This is a genomic window from Haemophilus haemolyticus (genome assembly GCF_003493685.1).
Taxonomy (GTDB): domain Bacteria; phylum Pseudomonadota; class Gammaproteobacteria; order Enterobacterales; family Pasteurellaceae; genus Haemophilus; species Haemophilus haemolyticus_O.
Genome location: NZ_QQJW01000001.1, coordinates 160,670 through 182,155, shown reverse-complemented (window position 1 = coordinate 182,155; position 21,486 = coordinate 160,670). Strand labels below are relative to the sequence as shown.

Annotated in this window: 18 protein-coding genes and 1 riboswitch; of the genes, 10 read left to right on the top strand and 8 right to left on the bottom strand. The window is 39.2% G+C overall.

Annotated features, from left to right (window positions below; all coding sequences use genetic code 11):
• Positions 1-101: 101 nt before the first annotated feature.
• Both DV434_RS00930 and lpxD read left to right on the top strand, forming a co-directional pair.
• The gene (locus DV434_RS00930) at positions 102-710 is read left to right on the top strand and encodes an OmpH/Skp family outer membrane protein (RefSeq protein ID WP_118784890.1); all 609 of its coding nucleotides are present in this window, start codon (positions 102-104) and stop codon (positions 708-710) included.
• A gap of 12 nt (positions 711-722) precedes the next feature.
• Entirely contained in the window at positions 723-1,748 is a 1,026-nt protein-coding gene (gene lpxD, locus DV434_RS00925) for a UDP-3-O-(3-hydroxymyristoyl)glucosamine N-acyltransferase (protein ID WP_118784891.1), read from the top strand.
• A 168-nt stretch (positions 1,749-1,916) separates the two neighbouring features.
• Here the strand turns inward: lpxD and tsf are convergent, their stop codons facing one another.
• From tsf to DV434_RS00900, 5 genes are all read right to left on the bottom strand, one after another.
• On the bottom strand, positions 1,917-2,768 hold the full coding sequence (gene tsf, locus DV434_RS00920) for a translation elongation factor Ts (RefSeq protein ID WP_118784892.1): 852 nt from the start codon (positions 2,766-2,768) through the stop codon (positions 1,917-1,919).
• A gap of 133 nt (positions 2,769-2,901) precedes the next feature.
• Complete coding sequence (gene rpsB, locus DV434_RS00915; protein ID WP_005645552.1) at positions 2,902-3,624, bottom strand: 30S ribosomal protein S2; 723 nt, start codon at positions 3,622-3,624, stop codon at positions 2,902-2,904.
• A 176-nt stretch (positions 3,625-3,800) separates the two neighbouring features.
• On the bottom strand, positions 3,801-4,565 hold the full coding sequence (locus tag DV434_RS00910) for a class I SAM-dependent methyltransferase (protein WP_118784893.1): 765 nt from the start codon (positions 4,563-4,565) through the stop codon (positions 3,801-3,803).
• Between the two features lie 64 nt (positions 4,566-4,629).
• On the bottom strand, positions 4,630-5,886 hold the full coding sequence (gene mtr / locus DV434_RS00905; protein WP_118784894.1) for a tryptophan permease: 1,257 nt from the start codon (positions 5,884-5,886) through the stop codon (positions 4,630-4,632).
• Positions 5,887-6,002: 116 nt separating this feature from the next.
• Complete coding sequence (locus tag DV434_RS00900) at positions 6,003-7,217, bottom strand: pyridoxal phosphate-dependent aminotransferase (protein ID WP_118784895.1); 1,215 nt, start codon at positions 7,215-7,217, stop codon at positions 6,003-6,005.
• A gap of 155 nt (positions 7,218-7,372) precedes the next feature.
• On the opposite strand from DV434_RS00900, the gene DV434_RS00890 reads away from it, so the two are divergent.
• The 4 genes from DV434_RS00890 (at position 7,373) to DV434_RS00875 (ending at position 12,542) form a co-directional block, all read left to right on the top strand.
• The gene (locus DV434_RS00890; RefSeq protein WP_192881454.1) at positions 7,373-8,644 is read left to right on the top strand and encodes an isochorismate synthase; all 1,272 of its coding nucleotides are present in this window, start codon (positions 7,373-7,375) and stop codon (positions 8,642-8,644) included.
• 14 nt (positions 8,645-8,658) lie between these two features.
• Positions 8,659-10,365: a 2-succinyl-5-enolpyruvyl-6-hydroxy-3-cyclohexene-1-carboxylic-acid synthase gene (gene menD / locus DV434_RS00885; protein ID WP_118784897.1), complete on the top strand. Its 1,707-nt coding sequence runs from the start codon at positions 8,659-8,661 to the stop codon at positions 10,363-10,365.
• A gap of 61 nt (positions 10,366-10,426) precedes the next feature.
• Positions 10,427-11,170, top strand: coding sequence for a 2-succinyl-6-hydroxy-2,4-cyclohexadiene-1-carboxylate synthase (gene menH, locus DV434_RS00880; protein WP_118784898.1), 744 nt, complete (start codon positions 10,427-10,429; stop codon positions 11,168-11,170).
• 55 nt (positions 11,171-11,225) lie between these two features.
• Complete coding sequence (locus DV434_RS00875) at positions 11,226-12,542, top strand: MFS transporter (RefSeq protein WP_118784899.1); 1,317 nt, start codon at positions 11,226-11,228, stop codon at positions 12,540-12,542.
• A 70-nt stretch (positions 12,543-12,612) separates the two neighbouring features.
• On the opposite strand, the gene hpf is transcribed toward DV434_RS00875, so the two are convergent.
• From hpf to arcA, 3 genes are all read right to left on the bottom strand, one after another.
• Positions 12,613-12,936 (bottom strand): ribosome hibernation-promoting factor, HPF/YfiA family, encoded by a 324-nt coding sequence (hpf, locus tag DV434_RS00870; protein WP_005631258.1) that lies wholly within the window; start codon positions 12,934-12,936, stop codon positions 12,613-12,615.
• 234 nt (positions 12,937-13,170) lie between these two features.
• Complete coding sequence (locus DV434_RS00865; protein WP_118784900.1) at positions 13,171-14,541, bottom strand: alanine/glycine:cation symporter family protein; 1,371 nt, start codon at positions 14,539-14,541, stop codon at positions 13,171-13,173.
• 110 nt (positions 14,542-14,651) lie between these two features.
• Positions 14,652-14,762, bottom strand: a riboswitch (glycine riboswitch).
• 198 nt (positions 14,763-14,960) lie between these two features.
• Positions 14,961-15,671 (bottom strand): two-component system response regulator ArcA, encoded by a 711-nt coding sequence (gene arcA / locus DV434_RS00860; RefSeq protein WP_005627543.1) that lies wholly within the window; start codon positions 15,669-15,671, stop codon positions 14,961-14,963.
• A gap of 190 nt (positions 15,672-15,861) precedes the next feature.
• On the opposite strand from arcA, the gene DV434_RS00855 reads away from it, so the two are divergent.
• From DV434_RS00855 to purD, 4 genes are all read left to right on the top strand, one after another.
• Positions 15,862-17,601: a protein-disulfide reductase DsbD gene (locus tag DV434_RS00855; protein ID WP_118784901.1), complete on the top strand. Its 1,740-nt coding sequence runs from the start codon at positions 15,862-15,864 to the stop codon at positions 17,599-17,601.
• A gap of 111 nt (positions 17,602-17,712) precedes the next feature.
• Positions 17,713-18,117 carry a DoxX family protein gene (locus DV434_RS00850; RefSeq protein WP_118784902.1) on the top strand — a complete coding sequence of 135 codons (405 nt, stop codon included), beginning with the start codon at positions 17,713-17,715 and terminating at the stop codon, positions 18,115-18,117.
• 181 nt (positions 18,118-18,298) lie between these two features.
• The gene (purH, locus tag DV434_RS00845; RefSeq protein ID WP_118784903.1) at positions 18,299-19,897 is read left to right on the top strand and encodes a bifunctional phosphoribosylaminoimidazolecarboxamide formyltransferase/IMP cyclohydrolase; all 1,599 of its coding nucleotides are present in this window, start codon (positions 18,299-18,301) and stop codon (positions 19,895-19,897) included.
• Positions 19,898-20,077: 180 nt separating this feature from the next.
• Positions 20,078-21,367, top strand: coding sequence for a phosphoribosylamine--glycine ligase (gene purD, locus DV434_RS00840; RefSeq protein ID WP_118784904.1), 1,290 nt, complete (start codon positions 20,078-20,080; stop codon positions 21,365-21,367).
• Positions 21,368-21,486 lie beyond the last annotated feature (119 nt).

Below are 21,486 nucleotides of genomic sequence, written 5' to 3'. Positions count from 1 at the left end.
TTTTTTCATCATTCGAATGTCAAAGATAGCATTCTCTGCCTAATTTTGTTAGGCAGAGAAAATACTAAACTAACCACAATTTAATTAAGGATCTTTATCAAATGAAAAACATCGCAAAAGTAACCGCACTTGCTTTAGGTATCGCACTTGCTTCAGGCTATGCTGCAGCTGAAGAAAAAATTGCTTTCATTAATGCAGGTTATATTTTTCAACATCACCCAGACCGTCAAGCTGTAGCGGATAAACTCGATGCTGAATTTAAACCTGTAGCTGAAAAATTAGCAGCAAGCAAAAAAGAAGTTGATGATAAAATTGCAGCTGCTCGTAAAAAAGTAGAAGCAAAAGTTGCGGCTTTAGAAAAAGATGCACCTCGCTTACGTCAAGCAGATATTCAAAAACGCCAAGAAGAAATTAATAAATTAGGCGCGGCTGAAGATGCTGAATTACAAAAATTAATGCAGGAACAAGATAAAAAAGTTCAAGAGTTCCAAGCGCAAAATGAAAAACGTCAAGCAGAAGAGCGTGGTAAATTATTAGATAATATTCAAACTGCTACAAATAATTTAGCAAAAGCGAAAGGTTATACTTATGTGCTTGATGCAAATTCAGTTGTATTTGCGGTAGAGGGTAAAGACATCACAGAAGAAGTGTTAAAATCTATTCCTGCTAGTGAAAAAGCAGCACCTGCTAAAGCAGAAGAGAAAAAATAATAGGTTCTCATAATGCAAAAATCCTATTCTTTACAAGAATTGGCAACTCAAATCGGCGCTACCGTTCGCGGTAACGCCGATGTTGTTGTTGAGAATATCGCTCCACTCGATAAAGCCCAATCAAATCAACTTACTTTTATTTCTAACGCAAAATTTCGTGCATTATTGAAAGATTCTAAAGCAGGAATTTTGGTTGTTTCTGAAGAGGATGTCGAACATTGTTCTTCAGAAAGCAATTTACTTATTGTGAAAGATCCTTATGTAGCTTACGCCATTTTAGCGCAATATATGGATAGCACGCCAAAAGCAGCGCAAGGCATTGCAAAAAGTGCGGTAATTTCTGATAGTGCTTCTTTAGGTGAGAATGTTTCAATTGGTGCGAATGCTGTGATTGAAGAAGGTGTTGTACTTGGTGATAACGTGATCATTGGTGCAAATTGTTTTGTTGGTAAAAATACTAAGATAGGTTCAGGCACTCAACTTTGGGCTAATGTAACTGTTTACCATAACGTTGAGATTGGCGCTAATTGCTTAATTCAATCAGGAACAGTCATCGGTAGTGATGGTTTTGGTTACGCAAATGATCGTGGTCGTTGGATTAAAATTCCACAAGTAGGGCAAGTAATAATTGGTAATAACGTTGAGATTGGTGCGAATACCTGTATTGACAGAGGCGCATTAGATGCCACGATTATTGAAGATAACGTTATTATCGATAACCTTTGTCAAATTGCACATAATGTTCATATTGGCACTGGTACAGCGGTTGCGGGTGGCGTTATTATGGCAGGTAGCTTAACTGTTGGTCGCTATTGCTTAATTGGCGGTGCGAGTGTGATTAATGGTCATATGGAAATTTGTGATAAAGTAACCATTACTGGAATGGGAATGGTTATGCGTCCAATTACAGAGCCTGGCGTATATTCCTCTGGTATCCCATTACAAACGAATAAAGAGTGGCGTAAAACGGCAGCTCTAACATTAGGCATTGATGGCATACATAAACGCCTAAAAGCATTAGAAAAGAAAATTTCTTAATTGATACCCCATCATTTAATCTGCATTTTACAAGTTTAATAACTGATTAAAATGCAGATTTTTATGTGTATAAAATTTACTTAACGAAATAAGTTGAAATTCTTTTAAAAATAAATAAGCCCAACTTTAAATTGGGCTTACAAGCATACATTTTTTATCGTTAAAGAATTATGCGTTACCGCCAGTGATTTTTGCAACTTCAGCAGCAAAATCTTCTTCTTTTTTCTCAATACCTTCGCCTACTTCTAAACGAATGAAGTTAGAAACTGAAGTGTTTACTGATTTTAAGAAGTCACCTACAGATACAGAAGGATCCATTACGAATGGTTGGCCAGTTAATGAAACTTCACCAGTGAATTTCTTCATACGACCTTCAACCATTTTCTCTGCGATTTCTTTTGGTTTACCAGAGTTAACTGCGATGTCGATTTGGATTTGGCGTTCGTGTTCAACTATTTCTGCTGATACATCTTCTGGATTTACGAATTCAGGTTTAGATGCAGCTACGTGCATAGCTACTTTTTTAAGTTCGTCAGCTGAACCTTGACCTGCAACTAATACACCGATTTTCGCGCCGTGTAAGTATTGAGCAATTACTTGACCATCTAAGTAAGCAACACGACGGATGTTCATGTTCTCACCGATTTTAGCTACTAATGCAGCACGTTTTTCTTCGAATTGTGCTTGTAATGCTTCGATAGTTGTACCTTTGTTTGCTGCTGCGAAATCAGCTACTTCGTTTGCTAAACCTAAGAAACCAGCATCTTTTGCTACGAAGTCAGTTTCACAGTTCATTTCAACTAATACACCGAAAGCATTTTCTACACGAGCAAGGATAACACCTTCAGCTGCAACACGGCCTGCTTTTTTAGCTGCTTTGGCTTGACCAGATTTACGCATATTGTCGATTGCTAGCTCGATATCACCGTTTGCTTCAACTAATGCTTTTTTACATTCCATCATACCTGCGCCGGTACGTTCACGAAGTTCTTTTACTAATGATGCTGTGATTTCAGCCATTTTTAAAATCCTCTGTCGAAAATGCGGTTTATTTTGACCGCACTTTTAGATAAAAATATAGGGGCTAAATTTTAGCCCCTATGCCAATTAATCGCTTGATTATTAAGGGCTTCGCCTTATTGCAAAACTTAAATTATTCTGCGTCAGCTGCTAATTCTTCAGCAACTTGAGCTTCGTTACCACGACCTTCTTTAACCGCTGCTGCAGCTGCAGAAACGTAAAGTTGGATAGCACGAGTTGCATCATCGTTACCAGGGATAACGAAATCTACGCCAGCTGGTGTTGAGTTAGTATCAACGATAGCAAATACAGGAATACCTAGGTTATTTGCTTCTTTAACAGCGATATGTTCGTGGTCCGCACCGATAACGAATAACGCATCTGGTAAGCCGCCCATATCTTTGATACCGCCAAGGCTTAATTCAAGTTTTTCCATCTCACGGCTACGCATTAACGCTTCTTTTTTGGTTAATTTATCAAAAGTACCGTCTTGAGATTGGGTTTCTAAATCTTTTAAACGTTTAATTGATTGACGAACGGTTTTCCAGTTAGTCAACATACCACCTAACCAACGGTGGTTTACGTAATATTGCTGACAATCTAATGCTGCTGCTTGAACTGCTTCAGACGCTGCACGTTTTGTACCAACGAATAATACTTTACCGTTGTTGCTAGCAATGCGAGTTAATTCCGCTAAAGCTTCGTTGAATAAAGGTAAAGTTTTTTCAAGATTGATGATATGAACACCGTTACGAGCACCAAAAATGAAAGGTTTCATTTGTGGATTCCAGTAACGAGTTTGGTGTCCGAAGTGTACGCCCGCGTTGATCATGTCGCGCATTGAAACTTGTGCCATAATATTTTCCTTTTGTTGGGGTTGAGCCTCCACATATCAGCTAATCGACCGTTTGGCACCCCGATTAAGCCTTGTTGATATGTGTGTGTTGTTAGTAATTAAAAAGCTGCTTTTGAAAGGCAAAACAGCGGGGCGATTTATACCATAAAGTGCGGTTAAAAACCAGTTTATTTTGTTTATTTCTCCACTTTTCTTGCTTTGATAAATAACAATGGTGGGCGGTGTGATAAATCTTTAAATTCATTATGCCATTGCGGTTGGTCGGCAAGCATTGGTTCTTCCATTTGCTCAATTTGAAACCCTGCATGAATTAAATTATTGATAATTGTCGCTGTTGTTCGATGATAGGTTTGAAAAGGTTGTTTGAACCAATTTCTATTGCGTTCGCCCTCTTCTCGGTAATGATTTAAACGATAAGCAACTTGCTGTTTTTTGTCATTTTTTTCCCAGCGTTCCCCTTCTTTGTGGCAAGTGGTTATCGGATGTTCTTGTGAGAAAACCAATATGCTATTAGACGAGAGTTTGTCATAGATAGTTGATAATAATGCCGGAAAATTTTCAATATAATGAAAGGCAAAAGAGCTAGTAATCACATCAAAATGATGTTCTGGTAACTCAGCTAATTTTTCCATTGGTAAGTGATATAAGGAAAAACGCTCTGAAAATTGACCGCACTTCTGCAGATCTTTTTCAGCTTGTTCAAGCATTTTTTCTGAAAAATCGATTCCAATTACTTTAGCTGCTCCTCGTTCTAAATAAAGTTGTAAATGTCCTCCTGTACCACAGCCTAAATCGAGTAATTTTTTCCCTTTTAAATCAGGCAACAGTGAGAGCATGGTCGGCTTTTCGACAATTTCATTGAGACTAATTGGATTTGCGCGGAGTTTCTGATAAAGCTCAAAGAAGTTTTCTTTGTCATAAACGCTAGTTTTATTATTCATCTCATATCCTATATTACAAATAAAAAGGGCGCATGATATACGCCCTTATTGTATCGAGTAAAACTTATCCTGTGAAATTGGCAAACCATCCTAAGTTTGCGCCGACTTGTGCCACAATGTTTAACACACCGAATAAGATCATAAAGCCAATCATAAAATTGCCACCGTAAACTTTATAACTCGCTTGAGGGAATTTTTGACGGCTTGCTTTAGCAAGAAGTGCTGGTACGATTGCAGCCCAAATGGTTGCTGCTAATCCTGCATAACCAATGGCAATCACAAAACCATAAGGGAATTGTAAACTTAATAATAGCGGTGGTAAAAATGTCACTATTGTGGTTTTTGTTCGTCCTAACAAGCTGTCGTCAAATTTGAACAGATCCGCAATATAGTCAAATAAACCTAATGTTACGCCTAAGAATGATGTGGCAATCGCCATATAAGCGAAGAAATTTAATGCGACGGCAAGATATTCCACTTCAATATATTTATGTAATGCCTCTAGTAATGCGGAAACATCGCCGCCTTTTTCAATCACGGGGGCAAATTCGGTGCGAGGTAAATTACCTTGCACAGCAAGTTGCCATAAAATATAAATTACGAGTGCTAATCCCGTACCGATGAAGATTGATTTCATGACTCGGAGACCATCACGGTTGTAATATTTTACTAAGCTCGGCACATTTCCATGGAAACCAAAAGACACTAAGCAAACTGGAAGTGCGGTGAATAAATAAGGTAAATATGTTTGTTCGCCTTCAGCAACGGTATTGAATAAAACTTCTGTTTTTACAGAGCTTAATAAACCGGTAGTAGAAAGGAAAAAAGCGACCACCATCCCGACAATTAACACAGTTGTGAAACGATCCACAGCTTTGGTTGAAAGCCACACGAAGGCGGCAAGGATAAAGCAGAAAATTAAAGATCCTGAAGTTCTTCCAATATCCACCGCACTTTCAGCAGAACTGAATGCTTGGTTGAGCAGATTTTGTGTAATGCCTCCGCCTGAGGTGATGTAGGCATAAGTCAAAATATACAAGACGAAAGCAACGGAAAGACCATTGATAATATTCCAACTTTTTCCTAATAAATCTTTAACGATGGTGTCAAAACTCGAACCTGTTGGATAATGTAGATTAGCTTCTAGGATCATTAATCCTGATGTTGTCATACAAAACCAAGTATAAATTAAAGCGAGAATCGAACCAATAAACCATACACCAGCCGTTGAAGTTGGGTTAGCCAGCATACCTGCACCGATAGCTGTACCAGCGATGATCATCGCACCACCTAAGAGAGAAGGTAATCTTTGTTGTGTCATAAAATGCCTCTAAAATAAATTTGCACTATTATAGTAGTGCAAGAGGAAAGTGCTATATATTTATATCGATAAAAAGGGGATATTTAGCCCCCTTTGTAATGTTGCCAAAGCATTCATTATTGACGGTAATCCGACAAAAATCTTGCTAATTTTGTAATGGCTTCTTCAAGTTGATTTACATAAGGAAGAGTAACAACACGGAAGTGATCTGGTGAATGCCAATTAAATCCTTTACCGTGCACAAGTAATACTTTTTCTTGGCGGAGTAAATCAAGCACCATTTTTTCATCACTGTGAATATGGAATTTTTTCACATCAATTTTGGGGAACATATACATCGCCCCCATTGGTTTCACGCAAGTAATGCCTGGAATTTGAGTGATGAGATCGTAGGCTTTATTTCGTTGCTCAAGTAATCGACCGCCCGGTAAAATAAATTCATTAATACTTTGATAGCCACCAAGTGCGGTTTGAATTGCATGTTGCATTGGTACGTTGGCACATAAACGCATTGATGCCAGCATATCCAAGCCTTCAATATAACCTTTCGCATTATGTTTTGGTCCGTTCAAAATCATCCAGCCTTGGCGGAAGCCTGCAACTCGATAAGCTTTTGATAAACCATTCAGTGTAACCGTTAATAAATCAGGAGCAAGTGCGGCAATATGATGATGCACCGCGCCATCGTATAAAATTTTGTCGTAGATTTCGTCTGCGAAGATAATCAAATTATTTTGGCGCGCGATTTCCACAATTTCTTGTAATAACTCCTTGCTATACACTGCGCCAGTTGGGTTGTTCGGGTTGATGATGACAATCGCTTTAGTCTTCGCATTCACCTTGGCTTTAATATCATCAATAGCGGGAAACCAATTCGCGTTTTCATCACAGAGATAATGCACTGCTTTACCGCCAGAAAGTGTTACCGCAGCAGTCCAAAGCGGATAATCAGGCATCGGCACGAGTACTTCATCGCCATCATTGAGTAATGCTTGCATGGCCATTGTGATAAGCTCAGATACGCCGTTACCAATATACACATCATTGACGGTCGCGCCGTGAATCCCTTTTGATTGGTAATATTGAACAATGGCTTTACGAGCAGAATATAACCCTTTTGAATCACAGTAGCCTTGCGCTGACGGCAAATTACGTAGCACGTCCACTAAAATTTCATCTGGTGCTTCAAAGCCGAAAGGTGCGGGATTACCGATATTTAGTTTTAAAATTTTATTGCCTTCTTCTTCTAAGCGTAGTGCTTCTTTGTGTACTGGCCCGCGAATGTCATAACATACGTGTTCTAATTTGTCGGATTTTGGGAATAATCTCATAGTGAAATCCTTTTGTTTCTAATAAATTTTTCGAGAAAAGTGCGGTTAATTTACGCTGAATTTTCAATATTGAAAAGATTTTGTAAAAAAATTTTTTGTCACTAACAATCTGCGGTAGAATACGGCTAATTTTTGTGTATTTAAAACAAAATCTAATGAGTTATTTAGCGCAGGCAATAGGCGAGTTAAAATCGCAAATTCACGCATATTTACAGCAATCAACGAATGAACTTGTCCGTTTTCAGGTGAAACTGGACAAGGTCGATTTGTTGGCGTGGCTGAAAGGTCAATTTGCGTATCCACAATTTTATTTACATTTTCGTGATGAAGCAAAAGCATTGGCAGCTCTTGGTGAAGAGCGGTCATTTTCACAGTTAAATTTAGCGCAAGAGTTTATTGAAGAAAGTGGTTTTCCACTGGTAGGCGGTTTGCAATTCCAAGGTACCGCACAATTTGTATTGCCAAAAATTCTTGTTGAACAGGATGAGAAAGGTGCATTGGTATCATTTTTTGTGAAAGATAAGCAAAGCGCGAATGATACTTTAGCCCACCTCAAAACTTTTGAAAATATCACCGCACTTTCTGCTTTGCCAAAACAAATTCCTTTGCATACAGAGCCTCGAGCTAACGAAAGAACTTGGTGTGATTGGGTCAATCAGGCTTTGGTAGAAATTAAAAGTGGGGAACTGACAAAAATTGTATTAGCCAATGAAACCACTTTTCATTTAAAGCAAGCGATTAATGCGTACGATTTTTTAGTAGAAAGCGAAAAACAAAATCAAGGTTGTTATCATTTTTTGTGGGCTGAAAATCCTTATTCGGTTTTTGTCGGTTCTACGCCAGAACGCCTATTTGCTCGTGAGTATAACTTGTTGCTAACCGAAGCTTTGGCGGGGACAGCATCGGTTTCTGAAAGTGAGGAAGAAACGCAATCTCAAGCCAATTGGTTATTAAATGACGAGAAAAATTTAAAAGAAAATTGGTTGGTTGTAGAAGATATTTCGCAGAATTTACGTAAGCAAGTAGAAAGTTTTGATGTAAGCAATGTGGAATTGAAACCGTTACGTAAAGTACAACATTTGATTCGTAAAATTCGTGCAAATTTGACCGCACATTATGCAGATGTAAATATATTAAAAGCGATTCATCCTACAGCAGCAGTATCGGGGTTGCCACAGCAACAAGCCAAAATGATTTTGTCAGAAATTGAAACCTTTGATCGAGGCTGGTATGCGGGAACATTGGGTGTGATGAGCGATGCATGTTCAGAGTTTTGTGTGGCGATTCGTTCTGCCTTTATTGAAGGTCATCGTATTCGAGTATTTGCTGGCGCAGGTATTGTGGCAGGCTCGCATCCATTGGAAGAATGGAAAGAAATTGAACGTAAAGCAGCAGGGTTGATTTCCTTGTTTGCAGAAGAAAAATGATAACGGAGAAAAAAATGTCGGTAAGCGTGTTTAATCGTTGTTGGTCGAAAGTGATTTTAGAAACCTTGGTGCGCCAAGGCGTTTCTCACGTTTGTATCGCGCCAGGTTCGCGTTCGACACCTTTAACTCTTGAAGCCGTACGTTTGCAAAATGCGGGTTCAGTCACTTGTCATACGCATTTTGATGAACGTGGTTTAGGTTTTTTTGCACTTGGTATTGCCAAAGCAACTCAATCACCTGTTGCCATTATTGTGACATCAGGCACGGCGACTGCAAACCTTTATCCAGCAATTATTGAAGCACGCCAAACGGGTGTGAATTTATTGGTTTTAACTGCTGATCGTCCACCAGAACTTTGGGAGTGCGGTGCAAATCAGGCCATTTTGCAGCAAAATATGTTTGGTCAGTATCCAGTTGCAAATGTTAATTTACCTAAACCGAACGCAGATTATTCTGCGCAGTGGTTGATTTCTTTACTTGAACAGGCAGTTTTCCAACAAAAACAACAAGGTGGTGTTGTTCATATTAATGTGCCATTTGCCGAGCCACTTTATGATGCAACTGATGAGGAGGTAGATTCTCACCCTTGGCTGCTGCCGTTACAACGCTGGTTAATTCAAACTAAGCCTTGGATGAATGTGGAAGCGCAACAGAACGAAGTATTAATGCATGAAAACTGGGATCATTGGCGTACCAAACGAGGTGTCGTTGTGGTTGGTCAATTACCTGCAGAGCAAGCGATGGGCATTAACTCTTGGGCAAGTGCTATGGGCTGGGTATTACTGACGGATATTCAATCCGGTGTTGTTCCAACGACGCCTTATGAAGATATTTGGCTTGCGAACCAAACTGTTCGTGAAAAACTTCTGCAAGCTGATATTGTGATTCAATTTGGTGCACGCTTTATCAGTAAACGAATTAATCAATTCTTACAGGCATTTAAAGGTGAATTTTGGTTGGTTGAACACAGCGGTAAAGCATTAGATCCTTATCATCATTCGCTTACTAGATTTAATGCTAAAGCACATCATTGGTTGCGTGCACATCCTCCTTTACGCCAAAAGCCTTGGTTGCTTGAGCCGTTAGCTTTATCTAAGTTCTGTGCGACCTTTATTGAACAGCAAGTCGGTGGAAATTTAACAGAAGCCTCGCTTGCATTACGTTTACCAACACTTTTACCTTATAACGGTGTTTTATTTTTAGGTAATAGTTTACTTGTTCGTCTGGTTGATGCGCTAACGCAATTACCAGAAAGTTATCCCGTTTATACCAATCGTGGTGCGAGTGGAATTGATGGTTTGTTGGCTACGGCAGCTGGAATTGGTATTGGTTCAAATAAACCTGTTGTTGCGGTGATTGGCGATACGTCCACTTTATATGATTTGAATTCTTTCGCATTATTCAAAAATGTTACGCAACCAACGGTAATCTTTGTGATCAATAATAATGGTGGCGCGATTTTTGATATGTTACCTGTGGATGAACAAGTCAAAGATCAGTTCTATCGATTACCGCATAATGGCGATTTTTCTCAAATTGCGGCAATGTTCGATCTCAAATACGCTCATCCTTATACTTGGGCGGATCTCAATTCCGTTGTTAAACAGGCTTATAGTCGCCGCAAGGCAACGTTAATTGAAATTAAAACGAATCCGAGTGATGGTAGTAGTTTGTATAAACGCTTAATCGAGCAAATTAGTCACGCCGTGATTGGTGCTTAAGTATTCTGTAGGCGGGCTTTAGTCCGCCATATTTTATTATTTTCTATCAATAATCCCTTCAATGATAAACATCATTTTTCTTCACGGACTTCTTGGTACAAAAAACGACTGGCAAAAAGTCATTGAAAATCTACCGCACTTTAATTGTATTGCGCTAGATTTACCTTTTCATGGGCAAGCTAAAGACATTGAAGTCACAAATTTTGAAGAAACGGCGGAGTATTTGGCTCAGCAAATCAAAAGTGCGGTGAAAAATGAGCCGTATTTTCTTGTTGGGTATTCTCTAGGTGGAAGGATTGCTTTGTATTATGCACTGCAAGCTCAGGTGGAACGATCTAATTTGCAAGGCGTTATTTTAGAAGGGGGGAATCTAGGTTTAAAAACTGACGAAGAAAAGCAAATTCGTTTTCAACATGATTTTGCTTGGGCGCAACGTTTTATGCAAGAATCGTCAGAAAATGTATTAAATGATTGGTATCAACAGCCCGTGTTTTCTCATTTGACTGCAGAAGAAAGACAGAAGTTAGTTGAAAAACGAAAATCAAGTTACGGGGAAAATATTGGTAAGATGCTGCTGGCGACAAGTTTATCTAAACAACCTGATTTTAGTGAAAAAGTGCGGTTAAGTGCTTTGCCATTTTTTTATTTTTGTGGCGAACGAGATCATAAGTTCCAAGTTTTAGCCAAAGAAAATCAAATTGATTTAGTAACCATTCCTTCCGCTGGGCATAACTCGCATTTAGAAAATTCAAAATATTTCTCTGAAAAAATAGAAAATTGCATATTAAAAATTGCTAGACCTTAGTTAAAATGCTAGGATTCAACCCTTTCTTTTTATAATAAACTACTAAGGAAATACAATGTCTACACAACTTCGTAATAATCCGATGAAAGTGGCGTTAGCCTCGATGGTCGGTACGGCAATCGAATTTTTTGATTATTATATTTATGCGGCTGCGGCTGTATTAGTTTTCAATACGCAATTCTTCCATAGCGATGATCCGCTTTCTAATGATTTACTTTCTCTTTCTACGCTTGCTTTAGCATTCTTTGCACGTCCAATTGGTTCCGCATTATTTGGTCACTTTGGCGATAAAATTGGTCGTAAAAAAACCTTGGTTGCCTCACTTGTTTTAATGGGTGGTTCAACAGTGGTAATTGGTTTACTTCCTAACTATGCTCAAATCGGTATCTGGGCGCCAATTTTGCTTTGCGTATGCCGTGTTGGTCAAGGTATTGGACTCGGTGGTGAATGGGGCGGTGCAGCTTTAGTCGCAACAGAAAATGCGCCAGAAGGTAAACGTGCATGGTACGGTACTTTCCCTCAATTAGGTGCGCCAATAGGCTTATTTGTAGCGAATGCAACATTCTTTTTAGTTAGCTATTTCCTCGGGCAAGATGCCCTTGTGGAATGGGCATGGCGTATCCCATTTGTATCTTCCATTTTATTAGTTGTAGTTGGTTTATATGTTCGCTTAACTTTGCACGAAAGCCACGTATTTGTGGAAGCAGAGCAAAAAGGCAAAAAATTGAATGCACCAGTGAGTGTTGTTTTTACTAAACACTTAAAACCAATGATCATTGGCACATTTATTATGGTAGCAACTTATTCTTTGTTTTACATTATGACGGCTTTTGCGCAGGCATATTCTCGAACCGCACCAAAGCTTTCTGAAGCAGGTTATGCGCTTGGCTTAGGTATCCCAGCAAATACATTTACTGGCTTGTTATTAATTAGTGCCATTGTATTTGGTATTTTTATCAGTATTTCTGGTGTTTATGCTGATAAAATTGGTCGCCGTAAATGGTTGATTTGGGTGACGGTGGCTGTTGGTGTACTTGGTTTAACCATGCCATTCTTTTTAGAAAATGGTACCCCGATGAGCGTATTTGCATTCTTAGTGATTGGTATGGCGATCATGGGGATGACATTTGGTCCAATGGCTGCGCTATTGCCAGAATTATTTCCAACAGAAGTACGTTATTCAGGCGCATCTCTCGCCTATAATTTAGCATCCATTATTGGTGCAACGATTGCGGCGATGATTTCTTTAAAAATTAACGCGTCATTCGGTGTAATGGGCGTAGGAATTTATTTAGCAATCAATGCTCTCATGACGCTATTAGCATTATTAGCATCAAAAGAAACTAAAAACGTAGATTTAACACAAATCTAATTCTAGTTAAGAAAAAAGAGCGGTGAAAAATTTCACCGCTCTTTTGCCTTTCTTTAGTTTATTTTCAATATTAACTTTCAAACGAATCTTTTAATCGTTCATCTGCTCGACGAGATTCACTTTTATGTTGAAGTTTATTAAGCTGGCGCTCCAATTTTTCCTCAACTTCATTAATTGCTTTATACATATCATCTGAGGTTGCACTTGCCAATAAATTGCCCAGTGGCGTGCCAATAGATGCTTCTACAGTAAATCCATTCGGTACTTTGTTTAAAACAAAATGTGGGTTGATTAACTGTGTTTGCCATTTACCTAATTTCGCGAGTCTTTCCTCCACGTGTTCACGAATTGCATGGGTGATTTCCATTTGTTTGCTGGTGATATTAAGTGTCATAGCATTTACCTCTTTGTTGCGTGATTTACAGTTTTCTTTAACTACAAAATAGCTTTCTTAATTCGGGTTTTCAAGGGCTTTAAGAGGAAATATCAAAGTAATTTTTAAAAATATGATCTATGTCTAATTTCTGAAAAAAGCTGCTTTTCTTTCGAAGATAAGTTGTTAAGATGGGAAATTGTGATAAGAAAAAAGGTGTGAATATTGATTGTATCCACACCTTTTTTCATTTGATTATTCTACGATTTCGTCTTGATCGTGATGATTTATTTTCAAGCGTTGGAAATAATCTTTTGTTTCTTCAATCACAACTTTTCGCAATCCGATGAGCGCGATGAGATTTGGAAAGGCCATTAAACCATTTACGATATCGGCGATAATCCATATTAAATTTAAATGTAAGAATGAGCCTAATCCCACCAACACAATATAAGCTAAACGATATAGTTTTACGCCACGAATACCAATGAGGTAAACAAAGCAACGTTCACCATAGTAACACCAGCCTAAAATAGTTGTGAATGCAAAAAATAATAAACCGACGGTTACAATCGTTGCGCCAATTGATGTCTCTAAACCTTGTGCAAAGGCATAGTTTGTTACTGTCGCACCCGCTAATTCAGGATTGTTCCACGCTCCCGTTAATACCAATACAATACCTGTCATTGTACAAACGATGATGGTATCTAAGAATGTACCTGTCATGGAAATTAAACCTTGGCGAACAGGTTCACGAGTTTGTGCCGCTGCGGCTGCAATTGGTGCGCTTCCTAAACCTGATTCATTGGAGAAAATGCCTCGAGCGACGCCTGATTGAATAGCCTTCATTACGGTAAAGCCAACAGCCCCGCCTAGCGCCGCTTGCGGATCAAAAGCACTATAAATAATTAATGAGATTGCATCTGGTACTTTTTCTATATTTAAAAGGATAATAACCAGTGAAGTTGTGACGTATAAAATCGCCATAAACGGCACAATTACCGATGATGCGGTTGCGATACGCTTTACACCACCAAGAATGATTAAGCCGACTAAAAGCGTCACAATAATTGCAGTAACTAAAACTGGAATATTAAAAGTATCTTGCATTGCATGGGTAATCGCATTGACCTGTGGGAATGTACCGATCCCGAAAAAGGCCACCATTACACCAAATAATGCAAATAATTTTGCTAGCCATTTGATACCTAATCCGCGTTCAATGTAATACATTGGACCGCCAGCCATAAATCCATTTTTATCGCGAACACGGTATTTAACCGCGAGTAAACATTCGGCATATTTTGTTGCCATTCCTAACAAGGCGACTAGCCACATCCAAAAAATAGCGCCAGGCCCACCTGCTTGTACAGCAGTTGCAACGCCCACAATATTACCAGTTCCGATTGTTGCTGCTAATGCGGTACAAAGTGCGGCAAAAGATGACACATCGCCTTTCCCGCCTTTATCTTTTTTAAATAAATAACCCAGCGCACGTGGTAAATAGCGAATTTGAATAAAACCTAAACGTAGCGTTAAATAGAGCCCTGTGCCCGATAAGAGTATGAGTAGCGGTGCTCCCCAAATAAAGCTATCAATAGCTGAAAGAATTGACTCAATTGTCATGTGATTCCTCGTCGTTTAAATCAAAAATAAACACGACAAGAAGACGAAAAGATACAATGGAAAAGAAAGTGCGGTGAAAGATAGATAATTTCCACACTTACGATAGATTGTCTTTTGCCCCTGTCCTTTTGCCTGAGCGTTTGAAAAACGATTGAAAAATTAACCGCTTTTTTGCGCCTTCGGCGTCCATTTCTAAAATGGATCTCTCCAAGGGTTCGTCCAGTAACAGTCCCTGCCATCGCACCTGAAAGATTTTACATCGTCGGTGTGGGGTCAATTCCCCGCTCTCCAGCTACCTTCATCCGAACTCATTTTTCATTGTGACAATCACAATGAAAGCGTATGGATTCTATCAAAATGGGAAATTAATTTCAAAAAGGAATTTTAAAATAGTCTCTCAGTTGATAGAAATAATGACTTTATTCTATATCCCCACAAAAACGATATCCTTCACCATGCACCGTCATAATGATATTTGGGGTATTAGGATGATCTTCAAAATGTTTTCTAATGCGTCGAATTGTGACATCTACGGTACGATCCTGAGGTTTCAATTCACGTCCCGTCATTTTTTTTAGTAATTCTTCGCGAGTTTGTAATTTTCCTGGATTTTCACAGAAATGTAGCATTGCACGAAATTCACTGCGCGGAAGTTTAAATTCTTGACCTTCTGGTGTAATTAAACTGTGGCTATTTAAGTCTAATTTCCAGCCATTAAAACGATAGAATTCTCGACCAAATGTATTTTCTTTTTCTTGATGCGGCATTGTGCGATGCAATAAATTTCGTGCACGGATAGTCAATTCTCGAGGGTTAAAAGGCTTGGTTAAATAATCATCTGCACCAATTTCTAGCCCTAGAATTTTATCGACTTCATTATCACGACCAGTTAAGAATATAAGTGGTAAGTTGAGTTCTTCGCGGAGCTCTCTTGCTAATAATAAACCGTTTTTACCAGGTAAATTAATATCCATCACCACCAAATTTATATTGTGGTTTTCTAACATGTGATGCATCTCTGCGCCATTTTCTGCTTCAAGCACATCATACCCTTCCGCTTCAAAAATCCCTTTAAGCGTATTTCGGGTAACGATTTCATCTTCAACAACGAGAATTTGTGGAGTAGCCATTTTCCATCCTTATACTTATTTTGGTGTATGCTATCATGATTCCATTCTAGCGGTGTAACATTGTTGTAACAATAAAAAAGTGCGGTTATTTTTTATAAGATTTTCCTTTTTATGATCTAAATCATAGTTTTAGATATTCAAATTTCTTTGTGATAGAATTTTGCGCATTTTTACTTTTCCTTTCAATTCTATGAAAAAACTTTTTCTTTTTTTTACACTGATTTTTACCACACTTGCAGCGAATGCTGGTCTATTTGATAAAAAACAATCTTTCTTGAAAGTAGATGATGCTTTTGCATTTTCCGCAACTTTATCTAAGGATAAAAGTCAATTACAGGTTCATTGGGATATTGCCGATGGCTATTATCTATATCAAGATAAGATTAGTGCTGAATTAGTTGGTAAATCGGATTCCCTCACTTTACATACTCAACAAGCAGCTGAATTACATCAAGATCCTTATTTTGGTGAAGTGAAGGTGTTTACTCGCTCAATTGATGGCGTGTTTAGCGGCGCATTTAGTCATGCTGATGATCAGGTTGAAATCAGTTATCAAGGATGTACCGAAGGTTTTTGCTATCCGCCTGAAACTAAAGTATTACGAATTGGGGATTTAGCCGTTTCTCAAGAGAAAATTGTCGAAAAAACAGTTGAAAAAAATACCGCACTTTTATCTGAACAAGATCGTTTAGCTGATGGTTTATTCCATAGTAAATGGGCGATCTTCGGTTTCTTTTTATTGGGATTGGGACTGGCTTTTACACCTTGTGTATTGCCAATGTTACCGTTGCTTTCTGCTATTGTTATCGGTCAGCAACAACGTCCAAATATGATGCGAGCGTTTAGTTTAGCTTTTCTTTATGTTCAAGGCATGGCGCTGACTTACACCTTGTTAGGGCTTGCAGTAGCGGCTATCGGTTTGCCGTTTCAAATTGCCTTGCAACATCCTTATGTAATGATTGGGCTTTCTATTTTATTTGTTGTTCTTGCCCTTTCAATGTTTGGCTTATTTACTATTCAATTGCCAAATAGCTTACAAAATAAACTCAATACATGGAGCCAAAAACAAACTTCGGGCGCTTTTGGCGGATCCTTTGCAATGGGAATGATTGCTGGGCTGGTGGCATCACCTTGTACATCTGCACCACTTTCTGGGGCTTTACTTTATGTGGCGCAAAGCGGTGATTTATTCACAGGCGCAGCAACCCTTTATTTACTCGCACTTGGTATGGGCGTGCCGCTAATGTTAATCACATTGTTTGGTAATAAAATTTTGCCAAAATCAGGTGAGTGGATGAACACAGTGAAACAAACATTCGGCTTTGTTATGTTAGCGTTACCTGTGTTTTTACTTTCTCGTATTTTGCCTGAAGCATGGGAGCCACGCTTATGGGCTGGATTAGCGACAGCATTCTTTATTTGGTTTGCGTTGCAGATGCCTAAGAGTGGTTTTGGCTATGCCATTAAAATTATTAGTTTTGCGTTGGCTATGGTTTCCGTACAACCTTTGCAAAATTGGATTTGGCAAACTCAGACTACAACACAAAGTGCGGTAGAAAATAAGCCTGTTTCTCAGGTTAAATTTAAGCAAATTAAAAATATTGAAGAATTTGACCGCACTTTAGCGGAAAATCCGCATTCTATCACGATGCTGGATTTATACGCGGATTGGTGTGTGGCTTGTAAAGAATTTGAAAAGCTGACTTTTTTAGATCCAAAAGTGCAACAGCAATTTCAAAATATCTTATTGTTACAAGTGAATATGACAAAGAATAGCCCAGAAAATAAAGCATTAATGGAGCGCTTTAATGTGATGGGATTACCCACAATTTTATTTTTTGATAAGCAAAATAATGAGATTCAAGGAAGTAGGGTAACGGGCTTTATGGATGCCGATTCTTTTTCTAATTGGATTGAAAAGCTACTTTAGTTATTTTTTACTTTTGGTAAAAAGTATTTTTCAATTTTAATTATTGTTTAACTATCCGCTAAAGATTAATATGGCGCCGTTTTAATTCATCTTTAAACAAAAGGAAAGCAAATGAACAATCTTGAAAAATATCGCCCTTATGTATTAGCGCTATTACGCATCACTGCTGCTTACATGTTTATCTTACATGGCACAGCAAAATTCTGGGAGTTCCCAATTTCCATGACGGGTGGAAATGGCCCGGTAGGTGACTCAATGATGATTGTAGGTGGCGTGATTGAAATTGTCGGCTCAATCTTATTAATTTTAGGATTATTTACGCGCCCAGCTGCGTTTATTTTATCTGGTCAAATGGCTTTTGCGTATTTCTTTATGCATGTGGCTGGAAAAGGGAATTTACTATTCCCAATTGCAAATGGCGGTGAGCTTGCGTTACTTTACTCTGTACTTTTCTTCTATTTTGTATTCTCTGGTGCAGGTGCTTGTGCCTTAGATAACAAGTTTTTTAAAAAGTAGTTTAGTTGTAGTTTCATAATTTAATCCTTTTATTTGCCCACATCTATGTGGGCTTTTTTATGCTTGAAATTTACCGCACTTTATTCGTATTACATTTTATTTAATCTTTCCTATATTTACGCAAACGATTGCGTTATAATTTACTCCGCTTATTTTTAACTATTTAATGAAGGAAAATGTAATGACAGATCGTCCAATTCGTCAGGTTTTACTGAGTGTTTCTGATAAAACCGGTATCGTAGAATTTGCTCAAGGCTTAGTACAGCGTGGTGTAAAACTACTTTCCACAGGCGGTACCGCAAAATTGTTGGAGCAACATGGCTTGCCGGTGACTGAAGTGTCTGATTATACGGGGTTCCCTGAAATGATGGACGGTCGCGTGAAAACCTTACACCCGAAAGTGCACGGCGGGATTTTAGGTCGTCGTGGCACGGATGATGCGATCATGCAGCAACATGGCATTGAAGGCATTGATATGGTTGTCGTGAATTTATATCCATTTGCAGCCACCGTGGCTAAACCGGATTGCACCCTAGCTGATGCGGTTGAGAATATCGATATTGGTGGTCCAACCATGGTGCGTTCTGCAGCGAAAAACCATAAAGATGTGGCGATTGTAGTAAATAATGGTGATTTCAATGCAATTCTTGCGGAAATGGATAAACACCAAAACAGCCTAACACTTGAAACCCGTTTTGACCTTGCGATTAAAGCCTTTGAACATACCGCTCAATATGATTCCATGATTGCCAACTACTTTGGACAAATGGTGAAACCGTATCATGTAGCTGAGGAAGAAGATGCGAATGCGAAGTGCGGTCAATTCCCAAGGACTTTAAACCTTAACTTCGTGCGTAAACAAACCATGCGTTACGGCGAAAATGCCCATCAAAATGCAGCCTTTTATGTTGATTTGAATGTGAAAGAGGCGAGCGTAGCTACGGCTAATCAACTCCAAGGTAAAGCCTTGTCTTACAATAATATTGCAGACACTGATGCAGCCCTTGAATGTGTAAAAGAATTTGATGAACCGGCCTGTGTGATCGTTAAACATGCCAATCCATGTGGCGTGGCTTTAGGAAAAGATATTTTAGACGCCTATAATCGAGCTTACCAAACCGATCCAACGTCTGCATTTGGCGGCATTATTGCTTTCAACCGTGAATTAGACGAAAAAACCGCGAATGAAATTGTGGAACGCCAATTCGTTGAAGTGATTATTGCACCGAAAGTTTCTGCTGAAGCGCAAGAAGTCGTGAAACGTAAGAAAAATGTTCGTTTGCTTGAATGTGGTGAATGGACTTCTCGTTCTGAACGTTTAGATTTCAAACGTGTAAACGGCGGTTTGTTAGTACAAGATGCAGATTTAGGCATGGTTGGCTTGGATGATTTAAAAGTAGTGAGTAAACGTCAGCCAACTGAACAAGAATTAAAAGACTTATTATTCTGCTGGAAAGTGGCGAAATTTGTGAAGTCCAATGCCATTGTTTACGCCAAAGATAATCAAACTGTCGGCATTGGTGCAGGCCAAATGAGCCGCGTATATTCTGCAAAGATTGCGGGTATCAAAGCTCAGGATGAAGGTTTAACTGTCGCAGGTTGCGTGATGGCATCTGATGCGTTCTTCCCATTCCGTGACGGTATTGATGCAGCTGCGAAAGTAGGTATTCAATGTGTGATTCATCCGGGCGGCTCAATGCGTGATCAGGAAGTGATTGATGCAGCAGATGAGCATAATATGGTGATGGTATTAACTGGAATGCGTCATTTTAGACATTAATTTATGTCGTCACTTCGCTCAATGAGCGACTTATTCCTCCCTCATCTTTCGTAAAGAGGGGGTTAGGGGGAGATTTAAACGATGCTAAATATACTATGAGGTTGAAATAACTTCTGCCAAATCTCCCCTACCCCTCTTTGCTAAAGAGGGGATTAAATTCAAAAAGATACAAGGAGCATTATGAACATCCTCATCATCGGAAATGGCGGTCGTGAACACGCCTTGGCTTGGAAAGCTGCAAAATCTCCGCTAGCAGATAAAGTTTTTGTCGCACCAGGCAACGCAGGTACAGCATTAGAGCACAAAGTAGAAAACGTGAATATTTCTGCAACAGATATCCCCGCATTAGTGAAATTAGCTCAAGATAAGCAAATTGGATTAACCATTGTTGGCCCTGAAGCACCGCTAGTGATTGGTGTGGTTGATGCATTTCGCGATGCCGGATTGAAGATTTTTGGTCCAACTAAATCAGCTGCTCAATTGGAAGGTTCAAAGGCATTCACTAAGGACTTCCTCGCTCGTCATAAAATTCCAACGGCAGAATATCAGAACTTCACCGAAGTAGAGCCGGCATTGGCATACTTACGAGAAAAAGGTGCACCAATTGTCGTCAAAGCAGATGGTTTATCGGCGGGTAAAGGCGTCATCGTGGCAATGACATTGCAGGAAGCGGAAGAGGCTGTGCGTGATATGCTTTCTGGCAATGCTTTTGGCGAAGCGGGTAGCCGAGTGGTGATTGAAGAGTTTCTAGATGGTGAGGAAGCCAGCTTTATCGTCATGGTAGATGGTAAAAACGTCGAACCTATGGCAACTAGTCAAGATCATAAACGTGTAGGCGAAAATGATACAGGCTTAAATACTGGCGGTATGGGTGCGTATTCGCCTGCGCCAGTGGTGACACCAGAAATTCATGATCGCATTATGCGAGAAGTGATTTATCCAACAGTCAATGGCATGGCGGCAGAAGGCAATGTTTACACCGGTTTCTTGTATGCTGGACTAATGATTATGCCGAACGGTCAACCAAAAGTGATTGAATTTAACTGTCGTTTTGGCGATCCAGAAACGCAGCCGATTATGTTGCGTTTGGAGTCGGATTTGATAGAACTTTGTCTTAAAGCCTGTGATGGTAAATTGGACGAAGTGAAATCCCAATGGAATCCAAAATCTTCCTTAGGGATTGTTTTGGCGGCTGAGGGCTATCCAGGCGATTATCGCAAGGGCGATGAAATCACCGGTTTGCCACAAAGTACGGTCGAAAATGAGAAAGTTTTCTTAGCGGGCGTTGCAGAACAAGAAGGCAAGTTAGTCACGAACGGCGGTCGCGTGCTTTGTGTTACTGCATTAGGCGAAAGCGTATTTGAAGCACAACAAAAAGCCTTAAAACTTGCTGAGCAAATTCAATGGTCTGGACGTTTTTATCGTCGAGATATTGGTTACAGAGCTGTGGAACGAGAGTTGCCAAAATAATTCATATCATTATGATGAATTAATTTCATTTAAGTGATGAAAATTTAGGAATGAAATTTTAATTAAGTTTTTATCCATAAACAGTTAAACTATCTGCCATAAATTACATAACAGGAGAA

Excerpts from the sequence above, each read along its gene's own strand:
- DV434_RS00930 (WP_118784890.1), top strand. The coding sequence starts at position 102 with ATGAAAAACATCGCAAAAGTAACCGCACTTGCTTTAGGTATCGCACTT.
- menH (WP_118784898.1), top strand. The coding sequence starts at position 10,427 with ATGATAAACATCATTTTTCTTCACGGACTTCTTGGTACAAAAAACGAC.
- lpxD (WP_118784891.1), top strand. The coding sequence starts at position 723 with ATGCAAAAATCCTATTCTTTACAAGAATTGGCAACTCAAATCGGCGCT.
- DV434_RS00865 (WP_118784900.1), bottom strand. The coding sequence starts at position 14,541 with ATGACAATTGAGTCAATTCTTTCAGCTATTGATAGCTTTATTTGGGGA.
- menD (WP_118784897.1), top strand. The coding sequence starts at position 8,659 with ATGTCGGTAAGCGTGTTTAATCGTTGTTGGTCGAAAGTGATTTTAGAA.
- DV434_RS00910 (WP_118784893.1), bottom strand. The coding sequence starts at position 4,565 with ATGAATAATAAAACTAGCGTTTATGACAAAGAAAACTTCTTTGAGCTT.
- DV434_RS00875 (WP_118784899.1), top strand. The coding sequence starts at position 11,226 with ATGTCTACACAACTTCGTAATAATCCGATGAAAGTGGCGTTAGCCTCG.
- hpf (WP_005631258.1), bottom strand. The coding sequence starts at position 12,936 with ATGACACTTAATATCACCAGCAAACAAATGGAAATCACCCATGCAATT.
- mtr (WP_118784894.1), bottom strand. The coding sequence starts at position 5,886 with ATGACACAACAAAGATTACCTTCTCTCTTAGGTGGTGCGATGATCATC.
- rpsB (WP_005645552.1), bottom strand. The coding sequence starts at position 3,624 with ATGGCACAAGTTTCAATGCGCGACATGATCAACGCGGGCGTACACTTC.
- tsf (WP_118784892.1), bottom strand. The coding sequence starts at position 2,768 with ATGGCTGAAATCACAGCATCATTAGTAAAAGAACTTCGTGAACGTACC.
- purD (WP_118784904.1), top strand. The coding sequence starts at position 20,078 with ATGAACATCCTCATCATCGGAAATGGCGGTCGTGAACACGCCTTGGCT.
- DV434_RS00890 (WP_192881454.1), top strand. The coding sequence starts at position 7,373 with ATGAGTTATTTAGCGCAGGCAATAGGCGAGTTAAAATCGCAAATTCAC.
- purH (WP_118784903.1), top strand. The coding sequence starts at position 18,299 with ATGACAGATCGTCCAATTCGTCAGGTTTTACTGAGTGTTTCTGATAAA.
- DV434_RS00850 (WP_118784902.1), top strand. The coding sequence starts at position 17,713 with ATGAACAATCTTGAAAAATATCGCCCTTATGTATTAGCGCTATTACGC.
- DV434_RS00900 (WP_118784895.1), bottom strand. The coding sequence starts at position 7,217 with ATGAGATTATTCCCAAAATCCGACAAATTAGAACACGTATGTTATGAC.
- DV434_RS00855 (WP_118784901.1), top strand. The coding sequence starts at position 15,862 with ATGAAAAAACTTTTTCTTTTTTTTACACTGATTTTTACCACACTTGCA.
- arcA (WP_005627543.1), bottom strand. The coding sequence starts at position 15,671 with ATGGCTACTCCACAAATTCTCGTTGTTGAAGATGAAATCGTTACCCGA.